Origin of the sequence: Streptomyces sp. NPDC005752 (assembly GCF_040630715.1) — a bacterium.
Lineage (GTDB): Bacteria > Actinomycetota > Actinomycetes > Streptomycetales > Streptomycetaceae > Streptomyces.
The window spans coordinates 1-24,892 of record NZ_JBEXYB010000043.1 but is presented as its reverse complement, the minus strand read 5'-3'; the positions used below and the strand labels follow the sequence as shown (position 1 = coordinate 24,892).

The window sequence follows — 24,892 nt, the reverse complement described above, 5'->3', positions numbered from 1 at the left end:
CTGGTCCGCCGCACAGCGGCGGTACGGGGCCGAACAGAGATGGGAGCGCTCCCATAGAGCATCCCGATGGTAGCGCCGAGCGCCTCCCGAGAGAAGGGTGGCGCAGTCGTCTCATCGGATGAATCACGCAGCACCCTTACGCACCACCAACCCCCGCGGCGTGCGCCCACCCCCACCACCGCCCGGACGGACACCACACCTCCTCCACAGACCAGGAGTTCGCGTGACGGGACGGACACGCGAACCCGGAAAGCACTCCATAAACACGCCACCCGTTCACCGGAGAGGCTCATAAAAAAGCGAGTCACGCTCACCTTTTACAATCGCGTGAATATCGATGCCTTCCGAACTCTCCGCAGGCTCACACCATGGGGGCATGAAATTGCAGGGGTCACCGAATCAGGGAAACCTGCACACGGCGTGCGCACACCGATCACGCGGTTTGACGCAGATGCGCAGGTCCCGACGGGTCAGAGGGTGGATTCGGGCGAGAGCGCCCCACTTGGGGAGCGGCAAGTTGCGACGGTGCGGAATTACTCCGGTGAAGCTCGTGAAGGATCTGCCGCCACGAAATGAACACTTCTCCACGCCAGCCGGATCCAGCAGTCCGAAAAACCCAGATCCACCGCAGTTCGATTGGCTGTACGAGGCGCAGGCATGCTTTGATCCTGGGCCATACGGAGGCTGCGGTACGGGTTTCCGTATGTAAGCAATTTCCACACGAAGGGCTGCTCATCATGAACTACACCCCCCAGGTCGAGACCGCCGAGATCTCCGACAGCGACCTCGACAACGTCTCGGGCGGCCTCGTCGGCGGCCTCGTCGGCAACGTCACGGGCACCGTTGAGGGCATCGTCCCGGTCTCCGGCGTCGTCGGTTCGGTGACCGGTCTCGTCGAGGGCGCCACCGGCGTGAACACCGGCGCGGTCACCGGTCTGGCCTCCGGCCTGACCGCCGGTCTCTGAGACACGGCAGTACCCCGCCGAGCCCCGGAACCCATCGGTTCCGGGGCTCGGTGCCGATCGCTGACAGTGAGGGAAGAGTTCCGTGCAGTTCCGCCAACAGGCCCTTTCCAAGCTGCAGTCGCCAGAACAGCTCGACCTTCCGGTGCGCTTCGCCCGCCCGCAGGGTCTGCTCGTCCTCTGCGTCACCGTCGCCGTGATGGCGGCCGCCTCCTTCTGGGCCGTGACGGGATCCGTCGCAAGCACACTCGACGCGCCCGGCATCCTCACGCACTCCCGCGGCAGTTACATCCTGCAGAGCCCCGTGGCCGGGCAGATCACCGAGGTGCTCGCCGACGAGGGCGAGACCCTGCCCCGCGACTCGCCCCTGCTGAAGGTCCGTACGGACCGGGGTGACCGCGTCGTCCGTACGATCGACGCGGGCCGGCTCACCGCGGTGACGGCCACGATCGGCGCTGTGGTCACCACCGGCGCGGACGTGGCGAGCGTCGAACGGATCGACGGCGCCGACGACCCCCTGGTCGTGCTGCTGTACGTGTCCGGCAGCAGTGCCGCCTCGGTGCCGGTGGGTGCCTCTGTCGACCTCACCGTCCAGTCGGTACCCGCCCAGCAGTACGGTGTGCTGCGCGGCAAGGTGGCAGCGGTCGGCAGGGCCGCGCAGACACAGCAGCAGATCACCCGCTTCCTCGGCGACGCCCAGCTCGGTGAGCAGTTCTCCCGGCACGGCAGGCCGTTGGCGGTCCTGGTGAAGATCGAGCGCTCGGACTCCACCGAGTCCGGCTACCGGTGGTCCTCCGCAGAGGGCCCTCCGTACGCGATCGGCTCCATGACCCTGGCCACCGGATCCGTCCGTCTCGCCGACCAGCGCCCGATCGATTGGCTGCTCCCGTGACCGCTCCGCACCCGTCCCCCACCGCCCAGCAACTGCCGCCGGCCGGCCGCGGCAGGCACCGTCCGGAAGGGCCCTCGGGCAACAGACGGCGGTCGCGCCCGGCACCGAAGCCCGGGCGGACGAAGACGGTACGCACCCCCACCGTGCTCCAGATGGAGGCGCTGGAGTGCGGTGCGGCGTCGCTGGCGATGGTGCTCGCCCACTACGGCCGCCATGTGCCGCTGGAGGAACTGCGGATCGCCTGCGGAGTCTCGCGTGACGGCTCCCGCGCCAGCAACGTGCTGAAGGCGGCCCGCGGTTACGGCCTCCAGGCCAAGGGAATGCAGATGGAGCCGGCGGCCCTCGCGGAGGTCCGGGCACCCGCGATCCTGTTCTGGGAGTTCAACCACTACGTCGTGTACGACGGCGTGGGACGCCGTCTGGGACGGCGAGGCGTGTACATCAACGACCCCGACAAGGGGCGCCGGTTCGTGCCCACCGAGGATTTCGACACCAGCTTCACCGGAGTCGTCCTCGTCCTCGAGCCCGGCGAGGACTTCGAGCGCGGCGGCCGCAAGCCGGGTGTCATGGCCGCACTGCCGGCCCGGCTGCGCGGCACCACGGGCACGATGCTGGCAGCCCTCCTCGCCAGCCTGCTGCTGGTGGCAGTCGGCGCCACGCTCCCGGCGCTGAGCCGTACCTATATCGACATGTTCATGATTGGTGAACAGACCTCCCTGCTGGGCGTGCTGTTCGGCGCGATGGGCACGACGGTGGCGCTCACCGCCGTGCTGACCTGGCTGCAGCAGGCGAATCTGCTGCGCGGGCGCATCATTTCCTCCACGCTCGGCAGCGCGCGCTTCTTCCGGCATCTGCTCCGGCTGCCGGTCACCTTCTTCTCGCAGCGCAGTCCGGCCGACCTCGTCCAGCGCCTGCAGTCGAACGACGCCGTGGCCGAGACACTCGCCCGGGATCTCACCGCGGCCGGTGTGGACGGCATCGTCGTCCTCCTCTACGCGTTCCTGCTGTGGACCTACGATCCGCAGCTGACCGTCATCGGGGTGGGGATCGCCCTGCTCAACGTGGTCGCGATGCGCATCGTCGTGCGGCTGCGGGCGACCGGCACCCAGAAGCTTCGGGCCGACAGCGCACGGCTGACCAACACCTCGTACACCGGTCTCCAGCTGATCGAGACGATGAAGGCCACGGGCGGCGAGAACGGTTACTTCCGCCGGTGGGCCGGGCAGCACGCGACGACGCTGGAGGAGCAGCAGCGCCTCGGGGTGCCGAGCGCCTGGCTGGGCATCGTCGCTCCCGCCCTCGCGACGGTCAACAGCGCGCTGATCCTGTGGATCGGCGGACTGCGGGCCGTGGAGGGGCACATCTCGATCGGTCTGCTCGTCGCCTTCCAGGCCCTGGTGACCCGCTTCACCGCGCCGGTCACCCGGCTCAACGGGGTGGCGGGCCGGGTCCAGGACTTCGCGGCCGACGTGGCCCGTCTCAAGGACGTCGAGAACTTCCCGGTGGACGCGCTGTACTCCCGCCGCGAGCCGGCCGCGAGCACCCGCCGTCTCAAGGGACATGTGACGCTGGAGGAGATCACCTTCGGTTACAGCCCGCTCGACAAGCCGCTGCTCACCGGTTTCTCCCTCTCGGTGGGTCCGGGACAGCAGGTGGCGCTCGTCGGCGGTTCCGGCAGCGGCAAGTCGACGGTCTCGCGGCTCATCTCCGGGCTCTACAGCCCGTGGGAGGGCACGATCCGCATCGACGGGCAGCGTCTGGAGGACATACCCAGGGGCGCTCTGGCCGCGTCGGTGTCCTTCGTCGACCAGGACGTCTTCCTCTTCGAGGGAACGGTCCGGGACAACGTGGCGCTCTGGGACCCCTCGATCCCGGACGAGGCCGTGGCCGAAGCCCTGCGGGACGCCGCCCTGTACGACGTCGTGGCCCGCCGCCCCCGCGGCATCCACAGCCGGGTGGAGCAGGACGGCCGGAACTTCTCCGGCGGGCAGCGCCAGCGGCTGGAGATCGCCCGGGCCCTCGTGCGCCGGCCCAGCATCCTGGTGCTGGACGAGGTCACCAGCGCCCTGGACGCCGAGACTGAGCGGATCATCATCGACAACCTCCGGCGGCGCGGTTGTGCGTGCGTCGTGATCGCGCACCGGCTGAGCACCGTGCGCGACAGCGACGAGATCGTCGTCCTGGACCACGGGACCGTCGTGGAACGCGGTCGGCACGAGACTCTGGTGGCCGCGGGTGGCCCCTACGCCGATCTGGTCAGGGAGCACTGACATGGCATCCGTTCATCCCCTCGCGGGCACGGAGGCGCCCGGGCAGGACCCGGTCATCGGTGCGCTGGGAGCTCTCGGCGAGCCGGTCGACTGCACCGGGCTCCGGAGCCTGTCGCTGGAAGGGCCCCAGGTGCTGTGGCTCGTCGTGGCCGGCGCACTCGACCTGTTCGCGGTGGACGCGGTGGAACAGGGGCACTGGCACTTCCTGGGCCGGCTGGAGCCGGGAACCCTCGTCCTGGGTCCGGTCGAGGGCCCGCAGCACACCCTGGTCGGGCGGCCCCTTCAGGAGTGTGTGCTGCGCCGGATCCCACTGCGTGAGCTGTACCGCCCGGAGTACACCGGCCAGGGGGCGTACGACGGGCAGTACCGCAGCCACTACGACACCGGGGACGCCACGCTCAGCCTGCTGGAACACGCCTTCTCGCTCGGTGTGGGCCGCAGCCGGCGTGTGCTGTTCGAGGCCCCGCTGGACGGGCGGACCACGTTCGACGAAACGGTGGGCGACGACGACATCCTGTGGCTGCCGGTGTCACCGGGAAGTGTGCAGTACGGTGCGGCGTTCAGCGCCGAGGCGGCGGGCGATCTGCTCGTCGACCCGGCGATGTGGCAGGGAATGGTCAATCAGCAGTACCGCCTGCTGTCGGCGCTCGACCGCTGGATCGAACAGCTGGAGCGTGCCCACGAGGACCGGACCGCCGCCGGCCTCGAGGCCGGCGAGGCCGTCCGCAAGGAGGCCGACCACGCGCTGCTGACCTCGATCGGCCGGTCCGGGAGGGGCACCTCGCCCGCGAAGGGGGCCTCGGACGACGCCGTGTACGCGGCTTGCCGTCTGGTGGCCCGGGACTCCGGGATCGTCCTCGCGGAGCCCGCGACCGGCGGGGCGGTCAGCGACCGGATCGACCCGGTCGAGCGCGTCGCGGTCGCCTCGCGTGTCCGCACCCGCGCGGTACGGCTCGACGGTCGCTGGTGGCGGGAGAACTCCGGGCCGCTGGTGGGCCGCAGGGCGGCGTCCGGTGCGCCGGTCGCCCTGCTCTGGCGCCGCGGCCGCTACGAGGCGGTCACCCCGCTGACGGGACGGCGCTCCCGCGTCGACGGCGCCTGTGCCGAGGAGTTCGACGAACGCGCGGTGATGTTCTACCGACCGCTGCCGGAGAAGCCGTTGAGCAGGAGGCAGTTGCTGCGTTTCGGTATGTTCGGCACGCGGGGCGACGTGCGGAACCTGGTCCTGGCCGGGGTGGTGACGGTGGCGCTGGGTTCACTGGTGCCGATCGCCACCGGCAAGGTGCTCGGCGTGTACGTGCCCAACGCCCAGAACGCGCTGATCGTGCAGGTGTCGCTGGCCGTCATCATCTCCGGTGTCGTCTCCGCGGCGTTCATGCTGCTGCAGAACCTCACGATCCTGCGGATGGAGGGGCGGATCGAGAGCACGCTCCAGCCCGCGGTCTGGGACCGGCTGCTGCGACTGCCGACGAAGTTCTTCACCGGGCGCTCCACCGGAGAGCTGGCGAGTGCGGCGATGGGGGTGAGCTCCATCCGCCGGGTGCTGTCCGGCACCGGTCCCGTCGTCGTGCAGGCGGGCACGCTCGGGGCGATGAATCTCGGGCTGCTGCTCTGGTTCAGTGTGCCGCTGGCGCTCACGGCCGTCGCGATGCTGGTGGTCATCGCCGGGGTGTTCCTCGCCATGGGCATGTGGGAGCTCCGCTGGCAGCGCAGGCTGGTCGTGCTGGGCAACAAGCTGAACAACCAGGCGTTCCAGACGCTGCGCGGACTGCCCAAGCTGCGGGTCGCGGCGGCTGAGAGCTTCGCGTACGGGGCGTGGGCCGCGGAGTTCGCCCGCAGCCGTGAGCTGCAGAAGCGGGCGGGCCGGATCAAGAATCTGACGACGGTGCTCAACGCCGTCTACCTGCCGTTGTGTTCGCTGATCATCTTCGTCCTGCTGGCGGGCCCGGCCCGGGGCTCCCTGACTGCGGGCGAGTTCCTGACCTTCAACACGTCCGTGACGATGCTGCTGACGGCCGTCACCCAGCTCACCGGGGCGTTGGTGTCGGCCGCCGCCGTGCTGCCGATGTTCGAACAGATCAAGCCGGTGCTCGACGAGGCACCCGAGGTTCGCGGCGCCAGCACCCAGCCGGGCGCGCTGGCCGGGGAGATCGAGGCCAGGGGTGTGTCGTTCCGTTATTCCGACGACGGTCCCGTCGTCCTGGACGAGGTGTCGCTGACCGTACGGCCGGGCGAGTTCGTCGCGATCGTGGGCCCCAGCGGATGCGGCAAGTCGACACTGCTGAGGCTGCTCATCGGCTTCGACAGGCCGGTCTCGGGCAGTGTCCTGTACGACGGTCAGGATCTGACGGCGCTCGACCAGGCGGCGGTGCGCCGCCAGTGCGGGGTCGTCCTGCAGAACGCGCAGCCACTCTCCGGATCCATCCTGGACTGCATCTGCGGCGCCGAGGTCTTCACCCAGGAAGAGGCGTGGGAGGCCGCCGCCATGGCGGGGCTGGCCGAGGACATCAAGCGCATGCCGATGGGGCTGCACACGATGATCTCCGGCGGCGGCTCGATCTCAGGCGGGCAGCGCCAGCGGCTGATGATCGCCCAGGCGCTGGTCCGGCGCCCCCGCATCCTCTTCTTCGACGAGGCCACCAGCGCCCTCGACAACGAGACCCAGCGCACGGTCATCGAGAGCACCAGGTCCCTGCGGGCCACCCGTGTAGTGATCGCGCACCGGCTGTCCACGGTCATGGACGCCGATCGCGTGATCGTCATGGCGGACGGCCGTGTCGTACAGGAGGGGCCACCCGCCCAGCTCCTCGCGGACACGGGTGGGCAGCTCCACGAACTGGTGCGGCGTCAGATGGGGTAGGCCCCACGTCCCGGAGACCGGCCGCGCGGGCCGGTCCGGACGGTCATGGGCTCCCGCCGTGCAGCCGCCGGTCCGGCCTGCGGCTCAGGAGTGACAGAGCAGGTCGACGACGACGGCCTCGGCGGCGAGGCCGTCGAGGTAGTGGTTGGACTGTTCCCAGTAACCGTCGGTCTCGGCGTCCGTCCACGAGCCGTCGAGCGTGACCAGTGCGAAACCGGGCACGGCGCACCGGACCGCCCACAGCCGTGCTTCCTCGTGTTCCTGCGCGAAGTACGCGACCGGGTCGTCGGTGAGGAACGCCATGTCGAAATGCGGGTCTCCCGCGACGGCCCGCCGGGCCACGTCCTGCACCAGCGGCTGGGCCAGGTGCTCTTCCCTGGCGTCTGCCGTGGAGTACCTCTCGGGATCGGCCTCGTGGCGGGTGATGAAGTCGGAGAGGGGGAGGGCCGGCGGGTGTGTCGCGGTCAGCTCGGTCCACGCGGCGAACAGCGCGTCATGCTCGCGCGCCGCTCGCTTCCGCATGGCGTCGAAGTCAAGCATGCCCCGGGGCCCTCCGTAGCACTCCAGCGGTCCGAGGGGGGCGAGCCCGGCCCTCCTGCGACGCATGGTGGAGGCCGTGACGAGCCTGCGGTCGCCGTCGTGCGGAGGCGTCACGAGGAAGGCGTTGCCCGGGCTGGAGTGGATGGTCCACCGGTCCCAGCGGCCGACCGGATTCCAATCCTCCGTGAGGTTGATGTCGTAGGGCGCCATGGTGTCGGCTATCGCCCGTGAGAGCTTCCGTGGAGCGGTCGGGGGCAGGCACACGGTGACGAAGAACTTGGTCATGTCAGGGAGCTTAAGCCTGGGATTCGTCCGCCGGTGCGGCTGTCACCTCGTCGAATCGTTGTCACGGCCGGGGGCGGGGCGGGGCTTCGGGCCGCTGGATCCGGGCACCCGGCCCGGCTCTCAGGACCGTCGCCCGCCCGGCCTGGGGGGCTCCACCGCGTCGCGGATGCTGGCGCGTGCCGCTGCGGCGACCGCTGCGGCGGTGATGCCGAACTCCTCGTACAGCCGCTGGTAGTCGGCGGAAGCACCGTAGTGCTCCAGGCTGACGATCCGGCCCGCGTCGCCGACCACCTCGCGCCAGCCCTGGCCGACGGCGGCCTCGACGCTGACGCGGGCGCGTACGTCGGGCGGCAGCACCTCGTCCTGGTAGGACAGCGGCTGCTCGGCGAACCACTCGCGGCAGGGCATCGAGACCACACGAACGGCCAGCCCTTCGTCGACCAGCAGCTTGCGGGCGTCGAGAGCGATGTGGACCTCGGACCCCGTCGCCACCAGAATGACGTCGGGGGCTGTTCCCGATGCCTCCACGAGGACGTAGGCGCCGCGGGCGGCCCGCTCGGCCGGGGCGTGGACACCGTCCGCGCGGTCGAGCACAGGTAGGTTCTGCCGGGTCAGGACGAGACCGGCGGGACGGTCGGTGTGCTCCAGGATCGTCCGCCAGCAGGTGGTGGTCTCGTTGGCGTCGCCGGGGCGTACGACGTCGAGCCCGGGGATCGCGCGCAGCGCGGCGAGGTGCTCGACGGGCTGGTGGGTGGGGCCGTCCTCGCCCAGACCGATCGAGTCGTGGGTCCACACGTAGGTGGCGGGCAGCTTCATCAGGGCGGCGAGGCGGACCGCGGGACGCATGTAGTCGCTGAAGGTGAGGAACGTGCCGCCGTAGGGGCGCGTCAGACTCTGCAGCGCGATGCCGTTGAGCACGGCGCCCATGGCGTGCTCACGGATTCCGAAGTGCAGGGTCCGCCCGTAGGGGCCTCCGGCGAACTCAGTCGTCTGCCGGTCGGCGGGGACGAAGGAGGGCTCGCCGTCCATGGTGGTGTTGTTGCTGCCCGCGAGGTCCGCGGACCCGCCCCACAGCTCGGGCAGGACCGGTGCGAGAGCGGTGAGCACCTGGCCGGACGCCTTGCGGGTGGCCATGCCCTTCGCGTCGGCCGGGAAGTCGGGCAGGGAGTCGGTCCAGCCGTCGGGCAGTTCCTGTTCCCGCAGCCGGTCCAGCAGGGCCGCACGCTCCGGGTTGGCGGTGCGCCATTCCTCGTAGGTCCGCTGCCATCGGTTCCGGGCGTCCCTGCCCCGCTCCCCCACCGCCCGTGTGTGGGCGAGGACCTCGTCCTCGACGGGGAAGTACGCCTCGGGGTCGAAGCCGAGGAGCCGCTTGGTTCCGGCGACCTCCTCGTCCCCCAGGGCCGCCCCGTGTGCCTTGCCGGTGTTCTGCTTCGTCGGGGCCGGCCAGCCGATGATCGTGTGCAGCATGATCAGCGAGGGCCGGTCCTGCTCCGCTTTCGCGGCCTCGATCGCGGCGAGCAGTGCGTCGACGTCTTCGACGTAGTCGCCCGTGCGTGTCCAGTCGACCGTCTGCACGTGCCATCCGTAGGCGGCGAAACGGGCCGGCACGTCCTCGCTGAAGGAGATGTCGGTGTCGTCCTCGATGGAGATGTGGTTGGAGTCGTAGAAGGCGATCAGGTTGCCCAGCCTCTGGTGGCCGGCCAGTGACGCGGCTTCGGACGCGACACCTTCCATCATGTCGCCGTCGGACGCCAGCACGTACACGTGGTGGTCGAAGGGGCTGGCTCCCCGCGCGGCCTCCGGGTCGAGCAGGCCCCTCTCCCGGCGTGCCGCCATCGCCATCCCGACGGAGGCGCCCATCCCCTGGCCCAGCGGGCCCGTGGTGATCTCGACTCCGCGGGTGTGCCGGTATTCCGGGTGGCCCGGAGTCGCCGAGTCCCAGGTCCGCAACGACTTCAGATCGTCCATCTCCAGGCCGTAGCCGGCGAGGTAGAGCTGGATGTACAGCGTCAGGCTGGTGTGGCCGCACGAGAGGACGAACCGATCCCTGCCCAGCCACTGGTCGTCGGCGGGATCGTGCCGCATGACCTGCTGGAACAGCAGGTAGGCGAGCGGCGCCAGGCTCATCGCCGTCCCGGGATGTCCGTTGCCGGTCTTCTGGACGGCGTCCGCGGCGAGCACGCGTACGGTGTCCACCGCGCGCAGGTCCACCTCGCTCCACCCGGCCCGGTCGGCCACGGGAAGGGCGAGCCCCGGATCGCGGGGTGCGGTGCTGCCGGAAGAGGATCGCTCGGGCGCCATGGTGTTGTCTCCCTCGGATGTCGCTTCTCGGTACGACGGGGCCGGCCGGCGTGGCTCGCCACCCTCGCATCCTCCGTTCCCGCGTCGCCCTCCGCACCCGGAGCGGGCCCGGCGGTGCGGCAGGGTTTCCCCTGCCACCGGACGGAGCGGGTGACGGGACACGCGCCCCGTCGAACGGTCGCCTACCCACGCCGGTGCGCGGCAGGCACGTGCCGTCGTGGTCGGTTCCCCCCGCCCGGGTCACCGGGCGGTCGGGAGGGGGGTCGGGCCGGGGTGCTCCCCGGCCCGGCTCACACCGTGGCCACCCGGGCGAAGCGGGCCGCGGTGTGCAGTTCGGCCTCGATGTTCCCTGCGGTGAGGCGGAGTCGGGGCAGCACGTGCTCGAGGCACTCGTCGATCGTCCGGCTGCTGCTGTGCATGGCGACGTTGACGGCCGCGACCGCTTCGCCGCTCCGGTCCCGCACGGGTACCGCGATCGAGCGCAGGCCGGCCTCCAGTTCCTCGTCGACCAGGGCGTATCCGTCGGCACGCACGCGTTCGAGCTCGGCTTCGAGTTCAGCACGGCGGGTGAGGGTGTGGGGGGCGAGCGGGCGCAGCTCCGCGTGGTCGAGGAGGGACCCCAGTCCGGCGGCGGGCAGGCCGGCCAGCAGGACTCGGCCGAGCGAGGTGGCGTAGGCCGGGAACCGGGTGCCGACGGTGATGTTGACGTTCATGATGCGGTGGGTGGCGGCACGCGCCACATACTGCACCGAGTCGTCCACCAGGACGGCGAGGGACGTGGATTCGTGGATCCGCCCCGCGAGCGCGGCGAGGTGCGGTTCGGCGATCCTCGCCAGGGTGATGCGGGAGAGCGGCGGGTATCCGAGCGCCAGGACACGGGGTGTCAGCCGGTGTTCGCGCCGGTCGGCTGCCACGTAACCGAGGTGTTCGAGGGTGATGAGCGCGCGGCGCGCGGAGGCGCGGGACAGACCGGTGGCACGGGCGACGGCGCTGAGCGTCAGGGCGTCGCCGGTGTCGCCGAAGGCGGTGATGACGGTGAGGCCCCGGGCGAGGGACTCGACGAACTCCCGCCCCAGTTCCTGCTTCGAGGCAGCCGTCCACGAGGCCAGGGCCCCCGGGGTCGGTCCGGTGCCGCCGGGAGGGGCGTCACGCAGCCGGCTCTCCATGGCCGCGGCGGCATCGCGCAGCCGGGGCAGCAGGCCGTCGCGGAGGCCCTGCGCACTGTGCCGACTGGTGTGACTGACGACGCTGAGTACGCACGCGATGCCTCCGGCGGGGTTCCGTACGGGTACGGCGAGGGCCAGGAGGCCGGGTTCGATGAGCTGGTCGTCCAGGGCCCAGCCGTCGGCTCGCGCCGCGTCGACGCGGTCCTCGAAGGGTTCGTCCGACGGGCGGCGGCGCCGCGGCAGGGACGGGAAGCCGGTGCCGTCGGGGTCGGCGGCCGACCTCTCCCGCCATGCGTGCCATTCCCCGGGCCCCCAGCGAGTGGCGAAGACCGCGCCCGGAGCGGTGCGTTCCGCGGGGAGCAGGTCACCGATGCGGAAGCTCAGGGACATCGCGCGGCGCCGGGTGGCCTGGTGCACGAAGCGGATGTCCTCGCCGTCGGGCATCGCGAGCGACACGGACTCGTCGAGTTCGTCGGCGAGGGCGTCCGCCAGGTCGCCGAGGAGGCCGGGGACGCGGACCGAGGACAGATAGGAGTTGCCCAGCTCCATCAGGCGCGGTGCGAGGGTGACGGTCCGGCCGTCGAGGCGCACGTATCCCGTGCGGGCGAGGGTGAGCGTGACGCGGTCGACGGTCGAGCGGGCGAGTCCGGTGGCGCGTTCAAGCTCGCTGAGGCTGAGAGAGCCGTCCGCGTCGGTCAGCCGGCGCAGTACGGAGATGCCGCGCATGAGCGGCGCGACGGCCTCCGCGGGGGCCTGTTCGCCTGGCCGGTCGGGGCGGGTCGGTGGCATCTGTTCTCCCGTCGGGTGCGCCCGATGTGTCACCGGCCCGTTGACAGGTCTCCGATCGGGGCGGCAGACTCACAGCATCATAGTGAAGGAAACTTCACTATGCGAACACTACAGGACGGACGGTTCCATGGACAAGGTGGTCGCGTCAGCGGCGCTGGCCGTCTCCGACGTGCCGGACGGAGCGTCGGTGGCGGTGGGGGGGTTCGGCCTCAGCGGCGTGCCGAACGTGTTGATCGATGCCCTGTACGCGAGCGGTGTCAGCGGGCTCGGAGTCGTGTCCAACAACTGCGGAGCGATGGACTCCGGCCTCGCGGTGCTGCTCTCCGCCGGCCGGATCAGCCGGGTGACCGGCTCGTACATCGGCGGGAACAAGGAGTTCGCCCGGCAGTACCTCGGGGGCGAGCTGGAGCTCGAACTGATCCCGCAGGGCACGCTGGCCGAGCGGCTTCGGGCCGGCGGGGCCGGGATACCCGCGTTCTACACCCCCGCCGGCGTGGGAACGCAGGTCGCCGACGGCGGCCTCCCCTGGCGCTACGACGGTGAGGGCGGCGTGGCCGTGGCATCCCCGGCCAAGGAGGTGCGCGACTTCGAAGGCACCGCATACGTCCTGGAACACAGCATCCGCACCGACTTCGCCCTCGTCAGGGCGGCGAAGGGCGACCGGCACGGAAACCTGGTCTTCAACAAGTCCGCTCGCAACTTCAATCCGCTCGCCGCCATGGCGGGCCGCATCACCGTCGCGGAGGTCGAGGAACTGGTCGAGCCGGGCGGGATCGACCCGGACCACGTACACCTGCCGGGCATCTTCGTGCAGCGGGTGGTCGCGCTGACCCCAGGGCAGGCCGTGGACAAGAAGGTCGAGAAGCGGACGATCACGGAGCGGGAGGCACGGGTCTGATGGCCTGGAACCGGAACGAGATGGCTGCCAGGGCGGCCGCGGAGCTGCGCGACGGCGAGTACGTCAACCTCGGTATCGGGCTGCCGACGCTGATCCCGAACCACCTGCCCGAGGGCGTGCACGTCGTCCTGGAGTCCGAGAACGGCATCCTGGGCACCGGGGCCTTCCCGTACGACGAGGACGTCGATCCCGATCTCATCAACGCGGGCAAGGAGACGGTGACCGTCCGGCCGGGGGCTTCGTTCTTCGACTCGGCTCTCTCCTTCGGCATGATCCGCGGCGGTCACATCGACGCCGCCGTACTCGGGGCGATGGAGGTCTCGGCCCGGGGGGACCTGGCCAACTGGGCGGTTCCGGGGAAGATGGTGACCGGCATCGGCGGCGCCATGGACCTCGTGCACGGGGCCCGGCGCGTCATCGTGACCATGACGCACACCGCCAAGGACGGCAGCCCGAAGATCGTCGAGGAGTGCACCCTGCCGCTGACCGGCAGAGCGTGCGTCCACCGCATCATCACCGACCTCGCCGTACTCGACGTGACCGACGACGGCCTGGTCCTGGTGGAGACCGCTCCCGGAGTGAGTGCCGCCGAGGTCCAGGAGCGGACCGCCGCTCCGGTCAATACCGCCTCTCCCGTCCGTGCCGCCGCTCCCGTCCGTGCCGCCGAAAGGATCGCGTCATGAGCTTCCGTCCCCGCGACGTGTACGTGGTCGACGCCGTCCGCACCCCGATCGGCAGGTACAACGGCGCACTCGCGCAGGTGCGGCCCGACGACCTCGCCGCGCACACCATCCGCGCGCTGCTCGACCGGACGCCTGAGCTCGATCCCTCACGCATCGGTGACGTGGTGCTCGGCAACGCCAACGGCGCGGGCGAGGAGAACCGCAACGTCGGCAGGATGGCCGCACTGCTCGCGGGTCTGCCGGTCTCCGTCCCCGGCGTGACCGTCAACCGGCTCTGCGCCTCCGGCCTGGAAGCCGTCGTGCACGCGGCGCGCGCCGTGGCGTTGGGGGACCATTCGCTCGTCGTCGCCGGCGGGGTCGAGTCGATGACCCGCGCCCCGTACGTCCTGCCCAAGAGCGACCGCGCCTTCCCTGCCGGGCACACGGAGATGTACTCGACCACTCTGGGCTGGCGCATGGTCAACCCCCGGATGGACCCGCGGTGGACGGTGCCGCTCGGCGAGAGCGCCGAACTGATCGCCGAGCGGCACTCCATCCCGTGAGGACCAGGACGAGTTCGCTCTCGCCTCGCACCGGAAGGCGTCGGCCGCCCGGGCCGCAGGGCTCTTCGACGGGGAGATCGCGCCACTGACCATCCCGCGCCGGAAGGGTGACCCACTCGTCGTGGACCGGGACGAGTGCATCAGGGACGACGCGTCGCTGGAGGCCATGGCCGGGCTCCGCCCGTCCTTCCGTACGGAGAACGGCACCGTCACCGCGGGCAACTCCTCCCCGCTCAACGACGGTGCGGCCGCCCTGCTGCTGGCCGACGAGGAAGGGCTGCGGGCGACCGGCCGCGAGCCGCTGGCCCGGATCACGGCCTCCGCCGTGTCCGCCAACGAGCCCCATTACTTCGGACTCGCTCCCGTGGAAGCCGTGAACAGGGCCCTGGACCGCGCGGGCAGGAGCTTCGCCCGCCTCGCGGCCCTCGAACTCAACGAGGCCTTCGCCGCCCAGGTGCTGGGATGCGTCGCCGAGTGGCCCGACCTCGACCCGTCCGTGCTGAACCCGCGCGGCGGGGCGATCGCGATCGGCCACCCCCTCGGTGCCTCGGGAGCCCGCCTCGCGGGCTCCGTCGCCCACCAGCTCAGGGCCGCGGGATCCGGGGTCGGCGTGGCGACGCTGTGCATCGGCGTGGGCCAGGGCTCGGCGCTGGTGCTGGAGAGGTAGGCTCCCTCGGCCCCTCGCACCGGCCGGTACGAGGGGCCCGGGTACGAGGGGCCCGGTGCGCGGTCCCTCCCGGGCGGCTGAGCCCCGGGGCGCCGAACCCGGTGGCGGTGAGCCCCGCCCGAGCGGCGGAACCGGGACGCCGGATGAATGATGAACAGAGGCCGTGGTGCCTCGGGTGCCGTCCGGCCTCGTCGCCGGGCGCGGCTCCGACCACGAAGCGGAAGGCAGGAGCGCATGACCTCCCAGACCGCGTTTCCGGCGGCGGACGACGTGCCGTCCGTGCACGTGCCGCCGCCGGGTGGTCCGGAGGTCGCGACGAGCGCGGAGACCGAAGCGACGGTGCGCGCGGGGGCGGCGGGGGCGGCCCGATGAGATCCACGGACGGACTGCTGGAGATCGGCTTCATTCGCTCGGTGTTCGACAGCCTGGGGGCGGGGGTGTTCGTCGCCGACACCACCGGCCGGCTCACCGCGTGCAATCCACGCGCCGAGCAGCTCCTGGGCCGTTCGCAGGAGCAGATACTGGGTCGCGACCTGCATGATCTGCTGCACCGCCGGCGGGACGGTGGCGCGGTCCCGCGAAGCGAGGGCGGTCCGCTGACCGTGCTGGAGAGCGGGCGGCCGGCCGAGGGGAGCGAGGAACTCCTCCTTCGCGGGGACGGCAGCCTCGTCCCGGTCATCTGGGCGTCCACACCCCTGCGGCACGAGGGGCGTTTCGAAGGCGCGGTGGTCGTCTTCCACGATTTCAGCCTGCATCGCGACGCAGCCGACCAGACCGCGGCCTACCTCGCCGCCCTGGAGGGGCTCACCGCCCGGCTCACGATGGTGGCGGAGGTCTCCACGGCCCTCACCTCCACCCTGGACACGCCGGAGATGCTGGACAGACTGGCCGGCCTGCTCGTGCCCGACATGGGTGACTGGGCCGCGATCGACGTACGTACGGCGGAGCAGACAGGTGAGCTGCACCGCGTCACCGTCCGGACCATCGGCGATCAGGAGGCGGCGGAAGCGCTCAAGGGCCCGTTGCCGTCATGGCCGGAGTCCACCCGCTCGGCAGCCGTGCAGGCGTTGCGGAGCGCCGAGCCCGTCCTGCTGGACGCCCGCTCCCTGGCGGAGGAGCCGGACAGCCCGCTCGCGAGCGCCCACCGGGAACTGTTCGACCGGCTGGGAGGCAGCTGCGCCGTCGTGGTGCCCCTATACACCCGGCGGCAGGTGTTCGGCGCGCTGACCGTGGCCCGCGTCGCTCCGGACGCGTCCTACTCGGAGGCCGAGGTCTTCGTGCTGTCCGACATCGCGCGCCGCGCCGGTCTCGTCATGGAAGCCGCCGAGCTGTCCGAGCAGCAGCGCCATGTCGCCGAGACGATGCAGCGCCAGCTCCTCACCCCTCTGCCGCAGGTCGACCACCTCACGATGGCGGCCCGCTACCGGCCGGCCGAGAGCGCCGCCGAGATCGGCGGGGACTGGTACGACTCCTTCCTCCTCAGCGACGGCGTCCTGACGATGGTCATCGGGGACGTCGTCGGCCACGATCTCAAGGCCGCCGCCCACATGGCCGAGGTCCGCAACATGCTGCGTGCCCTGGCCTGGGACCGTACGGAGCCGCCGAGCCTGATCATGCACCGCCTCGACCAGGCGATGACCCACACGAGCGACGCCCCCATGGCAACCTGCGTCTTCGCACGCATCGAAGGCCCGGAAGGCGGGCCGTGGCAGCTCAGATGGGTGAACGCCGGCCATCCACCGCCCCTGCTCGTCACCGCCGACGGGCGCGCCGGGTTCCTGGAAGCCGGTCACGGCCCTCTCCTCGGCCTCAACTCGGCCCTGCACCTGGGGCTGACGTGGCCCGACGCGCACACGGCCCTGCCGCCCCGGTCGACGCTCCTGCTCTACACCGACGGGCTCGTCGAAAGCCGGACCCGTGACATCGAGGCCGGCCTCGACACGCTGCGCCGGCACGCGGCGGCCCTGGCGGAGCGCGATGTCGAGGACTTCCTCGACGAACTCCTGGCCCGCATCGACCCCAGTGGCGACGACGTCGCCCTTCTGGTCCTGCGCATCCCGGCGGCGGGCGTGGGCGCGGGGGACGAGGAGGTCCCGCCGCAGCACGCTCACAGCCCGGCGGCCTCCAACCGGGGAGCGCCCGGCTCCCGCATCGAGGACACTCCCGTGAGGGACACCTCCGAACCGGCCTGAGGCTCACGACCGGCTGTAGCACCGAAGCCCCGGGAACCCCTCCGCCTGTCGGCTCCGGTCTCCGCGTCGCGCCCCCTCCCGGCCCGTACCGCCACGAACACCCGGCGTCTGGCGAGGAGTCGGCGGTCCCGCCGTTCTTCACGCGCTCCCGGTGACGTTGCCCCGGCCGGGCGGAGCGCGACGAACCCCGGTATCCGGGTTTCGTTGCGCTCCGCTCGAGAAGGTAGCTTTGTGCAATGGACCACGACGCTCGCCTGTTCTTGCTTCCCGACGGCCACCCCAAGGTAGGGGCCGCTCTCGCAGCAGTGGGCGCACCGGCGTGTGCGGAGACGCCTGCTGTGCACGCATGGCTGCAGGCGCACGGGGTTTCCGCCTCGTCGGAGCATGTCAGGATCCTTCCCGCCGACGCGGAATCGCTCATTCCCGCAGACACGGAGAGCCTGCCTGTCCCCCTGAGCGAGGAGGAGGCGCTGCGGGTGCAGCGGGAGTGCGCTCCGACGGCGGTCGCTGACCTGGAGGCCGAGCTTCTGGGCTTCCGGGAGACGACCCAGGACTGGGAGGCGCTCGTGCACCGCGCGCTGACCGCCGGCATCCCGGCCCAGCGCATCGCCCACCTCACCGGCCTCACCCCGCAGGAGATCGCCGGCCTCGCGCAGGCGCGGCCTTCGGCAGGCGCGGACGCCCCCTAGAACTTCCCGTGCCCGCGACGGTGTTCGCCGACCGGCGACAGTTCCACCGACGACCGGACCGGACCAGCCGTGCACGACAGCGCGTCCGAGAGCTCGAACAGCGCGTCCGCGCGCCTGGGCAGACAGGAGTGGAACTCGCCCCGGAAGCGTGACGGTTCCGCAGACGGATCCTGTGGGACGACGTGATGCGACAGACCCGTCCTCACGGCCTTCGTGCTGAGCTCGTGTGTTCCCGGGCCGGATCACACGCTCAGCCGAAGGCCGACCGTACGTAGGGCAGTTACCCGACCGAGTGCTCAAGTGCGAGGACTCGTCCGGAGCCCGAGGTCAAAGATCAAGTCAGGGTCTGCCGCCAAAGTGCCGGACCACGGCCCCGAGACCCCAGGACGCGCTGGGGTCCGGCCCGCCCGCTGCCCAGGGCCGCGCGGAGACCTGACGGGCGCGCAGCGGACCGGGCTGGAGCTGCCGCCCGGCGGCATCGACACCCAGCCTGCCGACCACGGGCCCGGGGCATCCCGACGCCCGGACACCTGCCGGGCGAGGGCGACGCACTACCCGAACCCCCCCTCATAAGTTAGGTTAGGCATGCCTAAGTCAACGCAATGAGGCTCCCTGCCCGCTCCTCTGGAGAACTTGGATGCGTCCTTTCAACTCCCGCACCACACAGCCCACCCCCGCCGAACGCGTGCTGGCGATCCTGACCGCGGCCCACTCGATGACGGTGGTGAGCGACGGGCTGGACCCCGTCGAGGTGCACCGGCTCGACGGCACGGCCGCGATGGGCCACATTCACCTGCACGAACCGTCCGAGACCGGCCCCACCCCACCAGGGGCGCGCATCCCGGTCAGGCTGGAGTTCACCGACATCGCGCCCACACCCGTACGGGACCGCACACGCGCCCGCGTCACGGTGACCGGCCTGTTGTCGGCCCCGTACAGCACCGAGGCCGCGGAAAGCACCTGCATGGAGTTCGGCCAGGCGGTCTTCGAGGACCACAGGGGCCGCACCTTCGTCACACTGGATACGCTGCAGGACACGATTCCCGACCCCATCGCCACCAGCGAGGCGGCGATGCTGACCCACCTCGTGGACGACCACGGCGAACTCGTCCCGCTGCTCCTGCGCCTCGTGCAGCCACAGCCGGACAAGGGTGTGACGCGCATCCTCCCGCTGGCGATGGACCGTTACGGCGTGACCCTGCGCCTGGAGTACCCCGGTACCCACCGCGATGTGCGGCTGCCCTTCGCCGAGCCCGTGGCACGCCTCGACCAGGCCGGCCCCCAGATCCACGCCCTGCTGACGGCCGCCCGGCGCGCCTCCCACCGCAACCAGCTGCTCACCTGATCACAGGAACGCGTCAGGATCGCGGGAACGCGTCAGGGGGGTGGCATGTGCCACCCCCCTGACGCACAGCCACCCCTCAGGACTGGGGACGACTGCCGTGGTTCGCGCCGTTCTTGCGGCGGGCCCTCTTCTTACGACGTCGCTTCGAGGACATCGACCCTCCTGATTCGGTAGCTTTCGCGCACTCTCCACCGGATTGTCATTTCCGGCGATCACAAGGCCCCTACCCCCGGACGCGCGGCCAAACACCCGTCACGTCGGCGAACGGGTGGCGTACGTCACCGCACGCGACAGGGGGTTCACTCCGTGCGTCGATCACTCTGCGTGTACCCGGAGCGAGGTCCCGACGACCATGGACAGTCGCCGACCTGCTGTGATGTGATCCGTGCGGTGGAACGGCCCCGCCTGGCGCTACTCACCGGGAGATCCTCGGGTGCGTCGCGCGAAGGCGGCCCGCATCCCCGCGTCATGCCTTACGCCGCTCGATCATCCGTGGCTCTCCGCGAGCACCACGGCGAGCGCCCGGGTCCGTCCCCCAGGCTCGAAAGTTCCGTACACATGCAGAAGACCAAGGCCGCACTCTGGGAATTCCTCCAGGGACTCGGCAAGACGTTCATGCTCCCGGTGGCCCTGCTCGCCTTCTGCGGCATCATGCTGGGCATCGGCTCCTCGCTGTCCAGCGAGGCCGTCACCGACAACCTCCCCTTCCTGAAGGCCGAGGGCTTCCACCTCGTCTTCACCTGGATGGCCAACACGGGTCTGGTCGCCTTCACCTTCCTGCCCGTCCTCTTCGCGATGGCGATTCCGCTCGGTCTCGCGCGCGAGGACAAGGGTGTCGCCGCGTTCTCGGGGTTCGTCGGCTTCGCCGCCATGAATCTCGCGGTGAACTTCTACCTCACGGCCAAGGGCGTCGACTTCGAGGACGAGAAGGCGATCGAGCACTACGGCATAGCCGATGTGCTCGGCGTGCAGTCCATCGATACGGGACTCCTCGGAGCCGTAGCCGTTGGCATCGTTGTCAGCCTGCTCCACCAGCGTTTTCGTACGCAGCGGATGCCCGATGCACTGGCCTTCTTCGGCGGGCTGCGCTTCGTCCCGATCCTTTCCGCACTCGTCCTGAGTGTGCTGGGTCTGCTCATCCCCCTGGTGTGGCCGACCTTCAACGGCTGGATCACCGCCGTGGGCCGTGGCATCGGACACACCGGCGTCTTCGGACCGTTCTTCTTCGGCATGGGAGAGGTGCTGCTGCGGCCGATCGGGCTGCACCACATCCTCGTGGCCATGTTCCGGTTCACCGACGTCGGCGGTTCGGGAGCCGTCTGCGGGGACAACGTCTCCGGCGCACTGAACATGTTCTACGCGCACCTGAACTGCGCGGGCGCGCCGAACGCCGCCGTCACCGACGCGACGCACTTCCTCTCCCAGGGCAAGATGGCCGCCTACCTGGGCGGCCTGCCCGGAGCGGCGCTGGCGATGTACCACTGCGCGAACAGCAAGATGCGCCCGGAGATCAAGGCCCTGCTCGTGTCCGGCGTGGTGGCCTGCGTGGTCGGCGGCATCACCGAACCGCTCGAGTTCCTCTTCCTGTTCGTCGCACCGTGGCTGTACCTCATCCACGCGGTCCTGGTGGGGCTCGGCTTCCTCACGGCTGCCGTCCTCGGCGTCTTCATCGGGAACACCGACGGCAACGTCATCGACTGGCTGGTCTTCGGCGTCCTCCAGGGCTCCACGACCAAGTGGTATCTGGTGCCGGTGATCGCGGCCGTGTGGTTCGCCGTGTACTACTTCCTCTTCCGCTGGGCGATCACCCGCTTCGACCTCAGGACCCCCGGCCGCGAGAAGGAGTCGGAGCAGGAGGACGCGGATGCCGCTTCGGACGGGGCCGAGGAGCCCGCGCGTGAGCTGGTCGCCGGGAAGTACGACGCCGTCGCCATCCTCGACGCGATCGGCGGCGCCGACAACATCCGGTCGCTGGACAACTGCATCACCCGTCTGCGCATGACGGTGGAGGACGCCGGACAGGTGGACGAGGCCCGGCTCAAGAAGCTCGGCGCCGTGGGCGTGATCAAGCTCGACGACCACAACGTGCAGGTCGTCATCGGGCCACAGGTCCAGTCGGTGAAGGACGCCATCGCCACCATGATCCCGGTGGGCTGACCATGGCTTCCCCCTCCCCGGGCCGGGCTCGTGAAAGCGTGCCCACGCCCTACGACTTCGACACCCCGGTGGACCGGCACGGCACCTGGTGCACGCAGTGGGACTACGTCGAGGACCGTTTCGGCGTGCCGGATCTGCTGCCGTTCACGATCTCCGACATGGACTTCGAGACCGCTCCGGAGATCATGACCGCACTCCGCGGCCGGCTGGACCACGGTGTGCTCGGCTACTCGCGGTGGCGGCAGGACGACTTCCTCTCCGCGATCGTCCACTGGTACGCGACACGGCATGCGACGGCCGTCGATCCCGGGTCCGTGGTCTACGCCCCCTCCGTCGTCTACCAGCTGTCGCAGTTGCTCCGGCTGTGGTCACGGCCCGGTGACGGCGTGGTCGCCCATACCCCCATGTACGACGCGTTCCCCAAGACGGTGGCGGCCCACGGACGGCAGCTCCACGCGTGCCCGCTCGACGACTGGGTGGAGCTGGAGCGCCTCCTGGCTCTGCCGGACACGGCCGTGCTGCTGCTGTGCTCGCCGCACAACCCGACGGGCAGGGTCTGGTCCGCGGACGAGCTGGACCGGATGGCACGGTTGTGCGCCCGGCACGGCGTGGCCGTCATCAGCGACGAGATCCACTCCGACCTGGCGTACGCGCCCCATGTCCACCGCACCTGGGTACGACACGGTGACGAAGGGCGCTGGGCTGTCATCACCTCGGCATCGAAGTCGTTCAACATCCCTGCGCTGACCGGGAGTTACGGGATCATCGGGGATCCGGCGTCACGTGACGCCTACCTGCGCCGGCTCAAGGAAGCGGACGGCCTCTCCTCCCCCGCTGTGCTGTCGCTGGTCGGGCACATCGCCGCGTACAGGCAGGGCGCGCCCTGGCTGGACGCCTTGCGTACGTACCTCGCGGGCAACCTAGCGATGGTGGCCGGCCGCCTCCGCGGGGAGTTCCCGCAGCTCGGCTGGGAGCCCCCGCAGGCGGGGTATCTCGCCTGGATCGACCTGCGGCCGCTCGGCGTCGACGACGACGCCCTGCAGCGCGAGCTCGTCGAGGTGGAGAAGGTGGCCGTCATGCCCGGAGCGGCATACGGCTCCCCGGGGCGGGTCCGGCTCAACGTCGGGTGCCCCCGCTCCAAGGCGGAGGCGGGCATCGAGGCACTGGTGCGCGCGCTGCACCGGCTCATGTAGCCGGTCGGCCCTCTCACCCACGGCCGCCCCGGGTGAGGGGGCGGCCCGCGGTCGGCCGTCATCTCGTCTCCCTCGTCCGTCACGTGGGGTCGACGTCACGCGCCCCCGGGCCCGGTGATCACGTCGGCGGGACGCGCATGCGAACGTGGCCGTGTGCCCGCACCGACGTCCCCCTCGGCCGAATGAGACCGGCCGTCGGATCACGCGTAGATTTGTAGGAGACCCGTCGCGCTCGCAGGCCGGAGGGAGCGCGTGATGAAGGCGGACATCGATTTCACCGCGTTCTTCGACGCCACACCCAGCCCTTATCTGATGCTGGACACGGACCTGGTGATCGCCTATGCGAATGCGGCCTATCTGCGGGCCACCGGCCGGACCAGGGACCAGCTGATCGGGAAGTACTTCTTCGAAGCCCTGCCGGAACGCCCGGGCATTCCGCGCGACACACACCAGAACGTGAAGTCGTCGCTTCAGCGGGTCCTCGACACAGGGGAACCGGACACCTTGGTGCTGTCGCGGTACGACATCCCCGTCGTCGGCCGCCCGGGCGAGTTCGAGGAGCGATGGTGGTCCGAGATACACACCCCGCTCTCCGGACCCGACGGCAGGGTGCGGTGGATCGTGCAACGGGCCGAGGATGTCACCGCCTTCGTGCGGTCCCACCGCGCCCGCCGGCTCACCGAGGACTTCACCGAGCGAGAGAAGGGCATGGCAGCGGAACTCTACGCGCGGGCCGGCGAGCTGGAGCGGCTGAACGAGGAACTGCGTTCGGCACACGCCCGCGAACAGCAGGTCGCCATAACCCTCCAGGAAGCCATGCTCTCCGCCCCGGACCTGACCAGGCACAACGACAACGTCGCCGTGCGCTACCTTCCCGCGACCACATCACTGAACGTCTGCGGCGACTGGTACGACATCGTGGACCTGTCACCGGACCGGTACGCGGCGGCGGTCGGGGACGTCGTCGGCCACGGCCTGCAAGCCGCGGCGGTCATGGGCATGCTCCGTAGCGCACTGAGCGCGGTCATCCGTGCCATTCCCAGTCCCGCCCAGGCTCTCGAGGTCCTCGGGCTGTACGCCCGCTCCCTGGACGGCGCGACGGCCGCGACCGCGGTCAAGGTACTCATCGAGGTCCGCAGCAATTTGATCATCTACAGCAACGCCGGGCATCCACCGCCCGTCCTGCTCCACAGCGACGGGTCCTTCGAGTTGCTGGACCAGGCGACCGATCCGCCACTCGGCGCGCGCCCCTACCATGTTCCCCGCCCCCAGGCGGGGATTCCTTACACCAGTGGGGACACCCTCGTGATGTACACGGACGGTCTCATAGAACGCCGGGGCGAGGACATCGACGTCGGCCTGGAGCGCCTGACCACGGCCCTGGCCCAGGAGAGCACGCTCGCCCCCGGCAAGATGGCCGACTGGCTACTGACCAGCCTCGACATCGCGGAGGGCGCCGCCGACGACGTCGCCCTCGTCGTCATCCGCCTGTAGGAAGTCGTGTCGCCGTGCTCCTCGTGTCCGCCACAGCCGGCGGCACTCCACATACACACCCGGGCACCCTGGCATGCCGACCGAGCCGCTTCGGCACTGTCGCCCGCCGCGACCGGACCGTGACAGGCGCCCCCGCAGCGGTCCGGGCTGCGATCCACGCGGCGGGCGCGCAGGCCCTGTGCGGCGCGGCCGGTTTTTTCCCGACTCTCCGGCCTGAAACGTGAGAGGGAGGGTAGGCGGAGCATCAAGTGAGCGGTGTGGTGCAGCGCACCTGACGGGGGACATGTGATGGAGCGTGTGATGGTGGAACGGCTGGCGACGGATCGCGGTACCGGGCAGGACGGCACGGTGGCCGTCCCGGGCGTCGTGGCAGGAAGCGCCGCCTTCGACATGGACTCGGGAGAGATCGCCCGTGCCCGTGACTTCGTCCGCGACTTCCTGGCCGGGGCGCAGCGGTCCCCGGGCGGTCCGCACGTGTCCGCACGGGCGCTCGGCGCCGCGCAGTTGGTGGTGAGTGAGCTCGCCACCAATGTCTGCAAGTACGCGCCGGGGCCCTGCCTGCTCGACCTCGAAGTCGACGGCGACATGCTGGGCATCACCATGTGGGACTCCGGCTCCGTGCTCCCCGGCGCCCTGCGGGCCGACCCCGCGCGCGCGGGACAGCACGGACTGGAGATCGTCCTCGCGGTCTGCCAGAGCTTCGAGGTCCGCCGCGAGCCCGTCGGCAAACGCGTCCGTGTGCGGATCTCGCTCGTCGACGGCCTGGACGATGATCCGGCAGGCTCTTCGCCCTGGTGAAGGTGCTGTCGCGCGCCGGCACTGATGCTCGGCGACGTGTTCGCGCCCGCCCATGACAGTGGGACGGGGGGGGCCGCCCGGGGGGGGGCCGGCGGGGGGGGAGATGGGAAGAGGGTAGGGGGGGGGAAGAGTTTTAAAAATATGGGTGTGTTGTAGGTGGTGGGCGGGT

Annotated in this window: 17 protein-coding genes and 2 pseudogenes; 15 read left to right on the top strand and 4 right to left on the bottom strand. The window is 70.6% G+C overall.

Features of this window, described 5'->3' with window-relative positions:
* The first annotated feature begins 737 nt into the window (after positions 1 to 737).
* The 4 genes from ABZ441_RS28900 to ABZ441_RS28885 all read left to right on the top strand — a co-directional run bounded on the left by ABZ441_RS28900 (position 738) and on the right by ABZ441_RS28885 (position 6,984).
* Positions 738 to 965 carry a hypothetical protein gene (locus ABZ441_RS28900; protein WP_014157700.1) on the top strand — a complete coding sequence of 76 codons (228 nt, stop codon included), beginning with the start codon at positions 738 to 740 and terminating at the stop codon, positions 963 to 965.
* A gap of 82 nt (positions 966 to 1,047) precedes the next feature.
* Positions 1,048 to 1,854, top strand: coding sequence for an HlyD family efflux transporter periplasmic adaptor subunit (locus ABZ441_RS28895; protein WP_358979508.1), 807 nt, complete (start codon positions 1,048 to 1,050; stop codon positions 1,852 to 1,854).
* Positions 1,851 to 4,124 (top strand): NHLP family bacteriocin export ABC transporter peptidase/permease/ATPase subunit, encoded by a 2,274-nt coding sequence (locus tag ABZ441_RS28890; protein WP_358979505.1) that lies wholly within the window; start codon positions 1,851 to 1,853, stop codon positions 4,122 to 4,124. The genes ABZ441_RS28895 and ABZ441_RS28890 overlap by 4 nt, the downstream gene beginning before the upstream one ends.
* A gap of 1 nt (position 4,125) precedes the next feature.
* A complete protein-coding gene (locus ABZ441_RS28885) occupies positions 4,126 to 6,984 on the top strand; it encodes an NHLP bacteriocin export ABC transporter permease/ATPase subunit (protein WP_358979503.1) in 2,859 nt (952 codons plus the stop codon).
* 84 nt (positions 6,985 to 7,068) lie between these two features.
* On the opposite strand, the gene ABZ441_RS28880 is transcribed toward ABZ441_RS28885, so the two are convergent.
* From ABZ441_RS28880 to ABZ441_RS28870, 3 genes are all read right to left on the bottom strand, one after another.
* Positions 7,069 to 7,809, bottom strand: a complete 741-nt coding sequence (locus ABZ441_RS28880) for a hypothetical protein (RefSeq protein WP_358979501.1) — start codon at positions 7,807 to 7,809, stop codon at positions 7,069 to 7,071.
* A 120-nt stretch (positions 7,810 to 7,929) separates the two neighbouring features.
* Positions 7,930 to 10,110 (bottom strand): transketolase, encoded by a 2,181-nt coding sequence (tkt, locus tag ABZ441_RS28875; protein WP_358979499.1) that lies wholly within the window; start codon positions 10,108 to 10,110, stop codon positions 7,930 to 7,932.
* A 290-nt stretch (positions 10,111 to 10,400) separates the two neighbouring features.
* A complete protein-coding gene (locus ABZ441_RS28870; RefSeq protein ID WP_358979497.1) occupies positions 10,401 to 12,065 on the bottom strand; it encodes an IclR family transcriptional regulator C-terminal domain-containing protein in 1,665 nt (554 codons plus the stop codon).
* Between the two features lie 127 nt (positions 12,066 to 12,192).
* On the opposite strand from ABZ441_RS28870, the gene ABZ441_RS28865 reads away from it, so the two are divergent.
* The 6 genes and pseudogenes from ABZ441_RS28865 (at position 12,193) to ABZ441_RS28840 (ending at position 17,736) form a co-directional block, all read left to right on the top strand.
* Positions 12,193 to 12,963 (top strand): CoA transferase subunit A, encoded by a 771-nt coding sequence (locus ABZ441_RS28865; RefSeq protein WP_358979495.1) that lies wholly within the window; start codon positions 12,193 to 12,195, stop codon positions 12,961 to 12,963.
* Positions 12,963 to 13,646, top strand: a complete 684-nt coding sequence (locus tag ABZ441_RS28860) for a CoA transferase subunit B (protein ID WP_358979494.1) — start codon at positions 12,963 to 12,965, stop codon at positions 13,644 to 13,646. Before ABZ441_RS28865 ends, ABZ441_RS28860 begins: the two co-directional genes overlap by 1 nt.
* Positions 13,643 to 14,855: pseudogene (locus ABZ441_RS28855) on the top strand (thiolase family protein). Before ABZ441_RS28860 ends, ABZ441_RS28855 begins: the two are co-directional and overlap by 4 nt.
* A 234-nt stretch (positions 14,856 to 15,089) precedes the next feature.
* A complete protein-coding gene (locus ABZ441_RS28850; protein WP_358979492.1) occupies positions 15,090 to 15,227 on the top strand; it encodes a hypothetical protein in 138 nt (45 codons plus the stop codon).
* Positions 15,224 to 17,047 (top strand): SpoIIE family protein phosphatase, encoded by a 1,824-nt coding sequence (locus ABZ441_RS28845; protein ID WP_358979491.1) that lies wholly within the window; start codon positions 15,224 to 15,226, stop codon positions 17,045 to 17,047. Before ABZ441_RS28850 ends, ABZ441_RS28845 begins: the two co-directional genes overlap by 4 nt.
* 236 nt (positions 17,048 to 17,283) lie before the next feature.
* Positions 17,284 to 17,736, top strand: a complete 453-nt coding sequence (locus ABZ441_RS28840) for a DUF6003 family protein (protein WP_358979490.1) — start codon at positions 17,284 to 17,286, stop codon at positions 17,734 to 17,736.
* A gap of 5 nt (positions 17,737 to 17,741) precedes the next feature.
* Here the strand turns inward: ABZ441_RS28840 and ABZ441_RS28835 are convergent.
* A pseudogene (locus ABZ441_RS28835) lies at positions 17,742 to 17,930 on the bottom strand (transposase); the annotation flags it as partial.
* Positions 17,931 to 18,373: 443 nt separating this feature from the next.
* Between ABZ441_RS28835 and ABZ441_RS28830 the strand changes: the two are divergent.
* From ABZ441_RS28830 to ABZ441_RS28810, 5 genes are all read left to right on the top strand, one after another.
* Positions 18,374 to 19,081, top strand: coding sequence for a DUF2470 domain-containing protein (locus ABZ441_RS28830; protein ID WP_358979488.1), 708 nt, complete (start codon positions 18,374 to 18,376; stop codon positions 19,079 to 19,081).
* 558 nt (positions 19,082 to 19,639) lie between these two features.
* Positions 19,640 to 21,238 carry a maltose/glucose-specific PTS transporter subunit IIBC gene (malX, locus tag ABZ441_RS28825; protein WP_358979482.1) on the top strand — a complete coding sequence of 533 codons (1,599 nt, stop codon included), beginning with the start codon at positions 19,640 to 19,642 and terminating at the stop codon, positions 21,236 to 21,238.
* A 2-nt stretch (positions 21,239 to 21,240) separates the two neighbouring features.
* Positions 21,241 to 22,431: a MalY/PatB family protein gene (locus ABZ441_RS28820; RefSeq protein WP_358979479.1), complete on the top strand. Its 1,191-nt coding sequence runs from the start codon at positions 21,241 to 21,243 to the stop codon at positions 22,429 to 22,431.
* Between the two features lie 255 nt (positions 22,432 to 22,686).
* Positions 22,687 to 23,925 (top strand): SpoIIE family protein phosphatase, encoded by a 1,239-nt coding sequence (locus ABZ441_RS28815; RefSeq protein WP_358979476.1) that lies wholly within the window; start codon positions 22,687 to 22,689, stop codon positions 23,923 to 23,925.
* A gap of 300 nt (positions 23,926 to 24,225) precedes the next feature.
* Entirely contained in the window at positions 24,226 to 24,723 is a 498-nt protein-coding gene (locus ABZ441_RS28810) for an ATP-binding protein (protein WP_358979474.1), read from the top strand.
* The last annotated feature ends 169 nt before the right edge of the window (positions 24,724 to 24,892 follow it).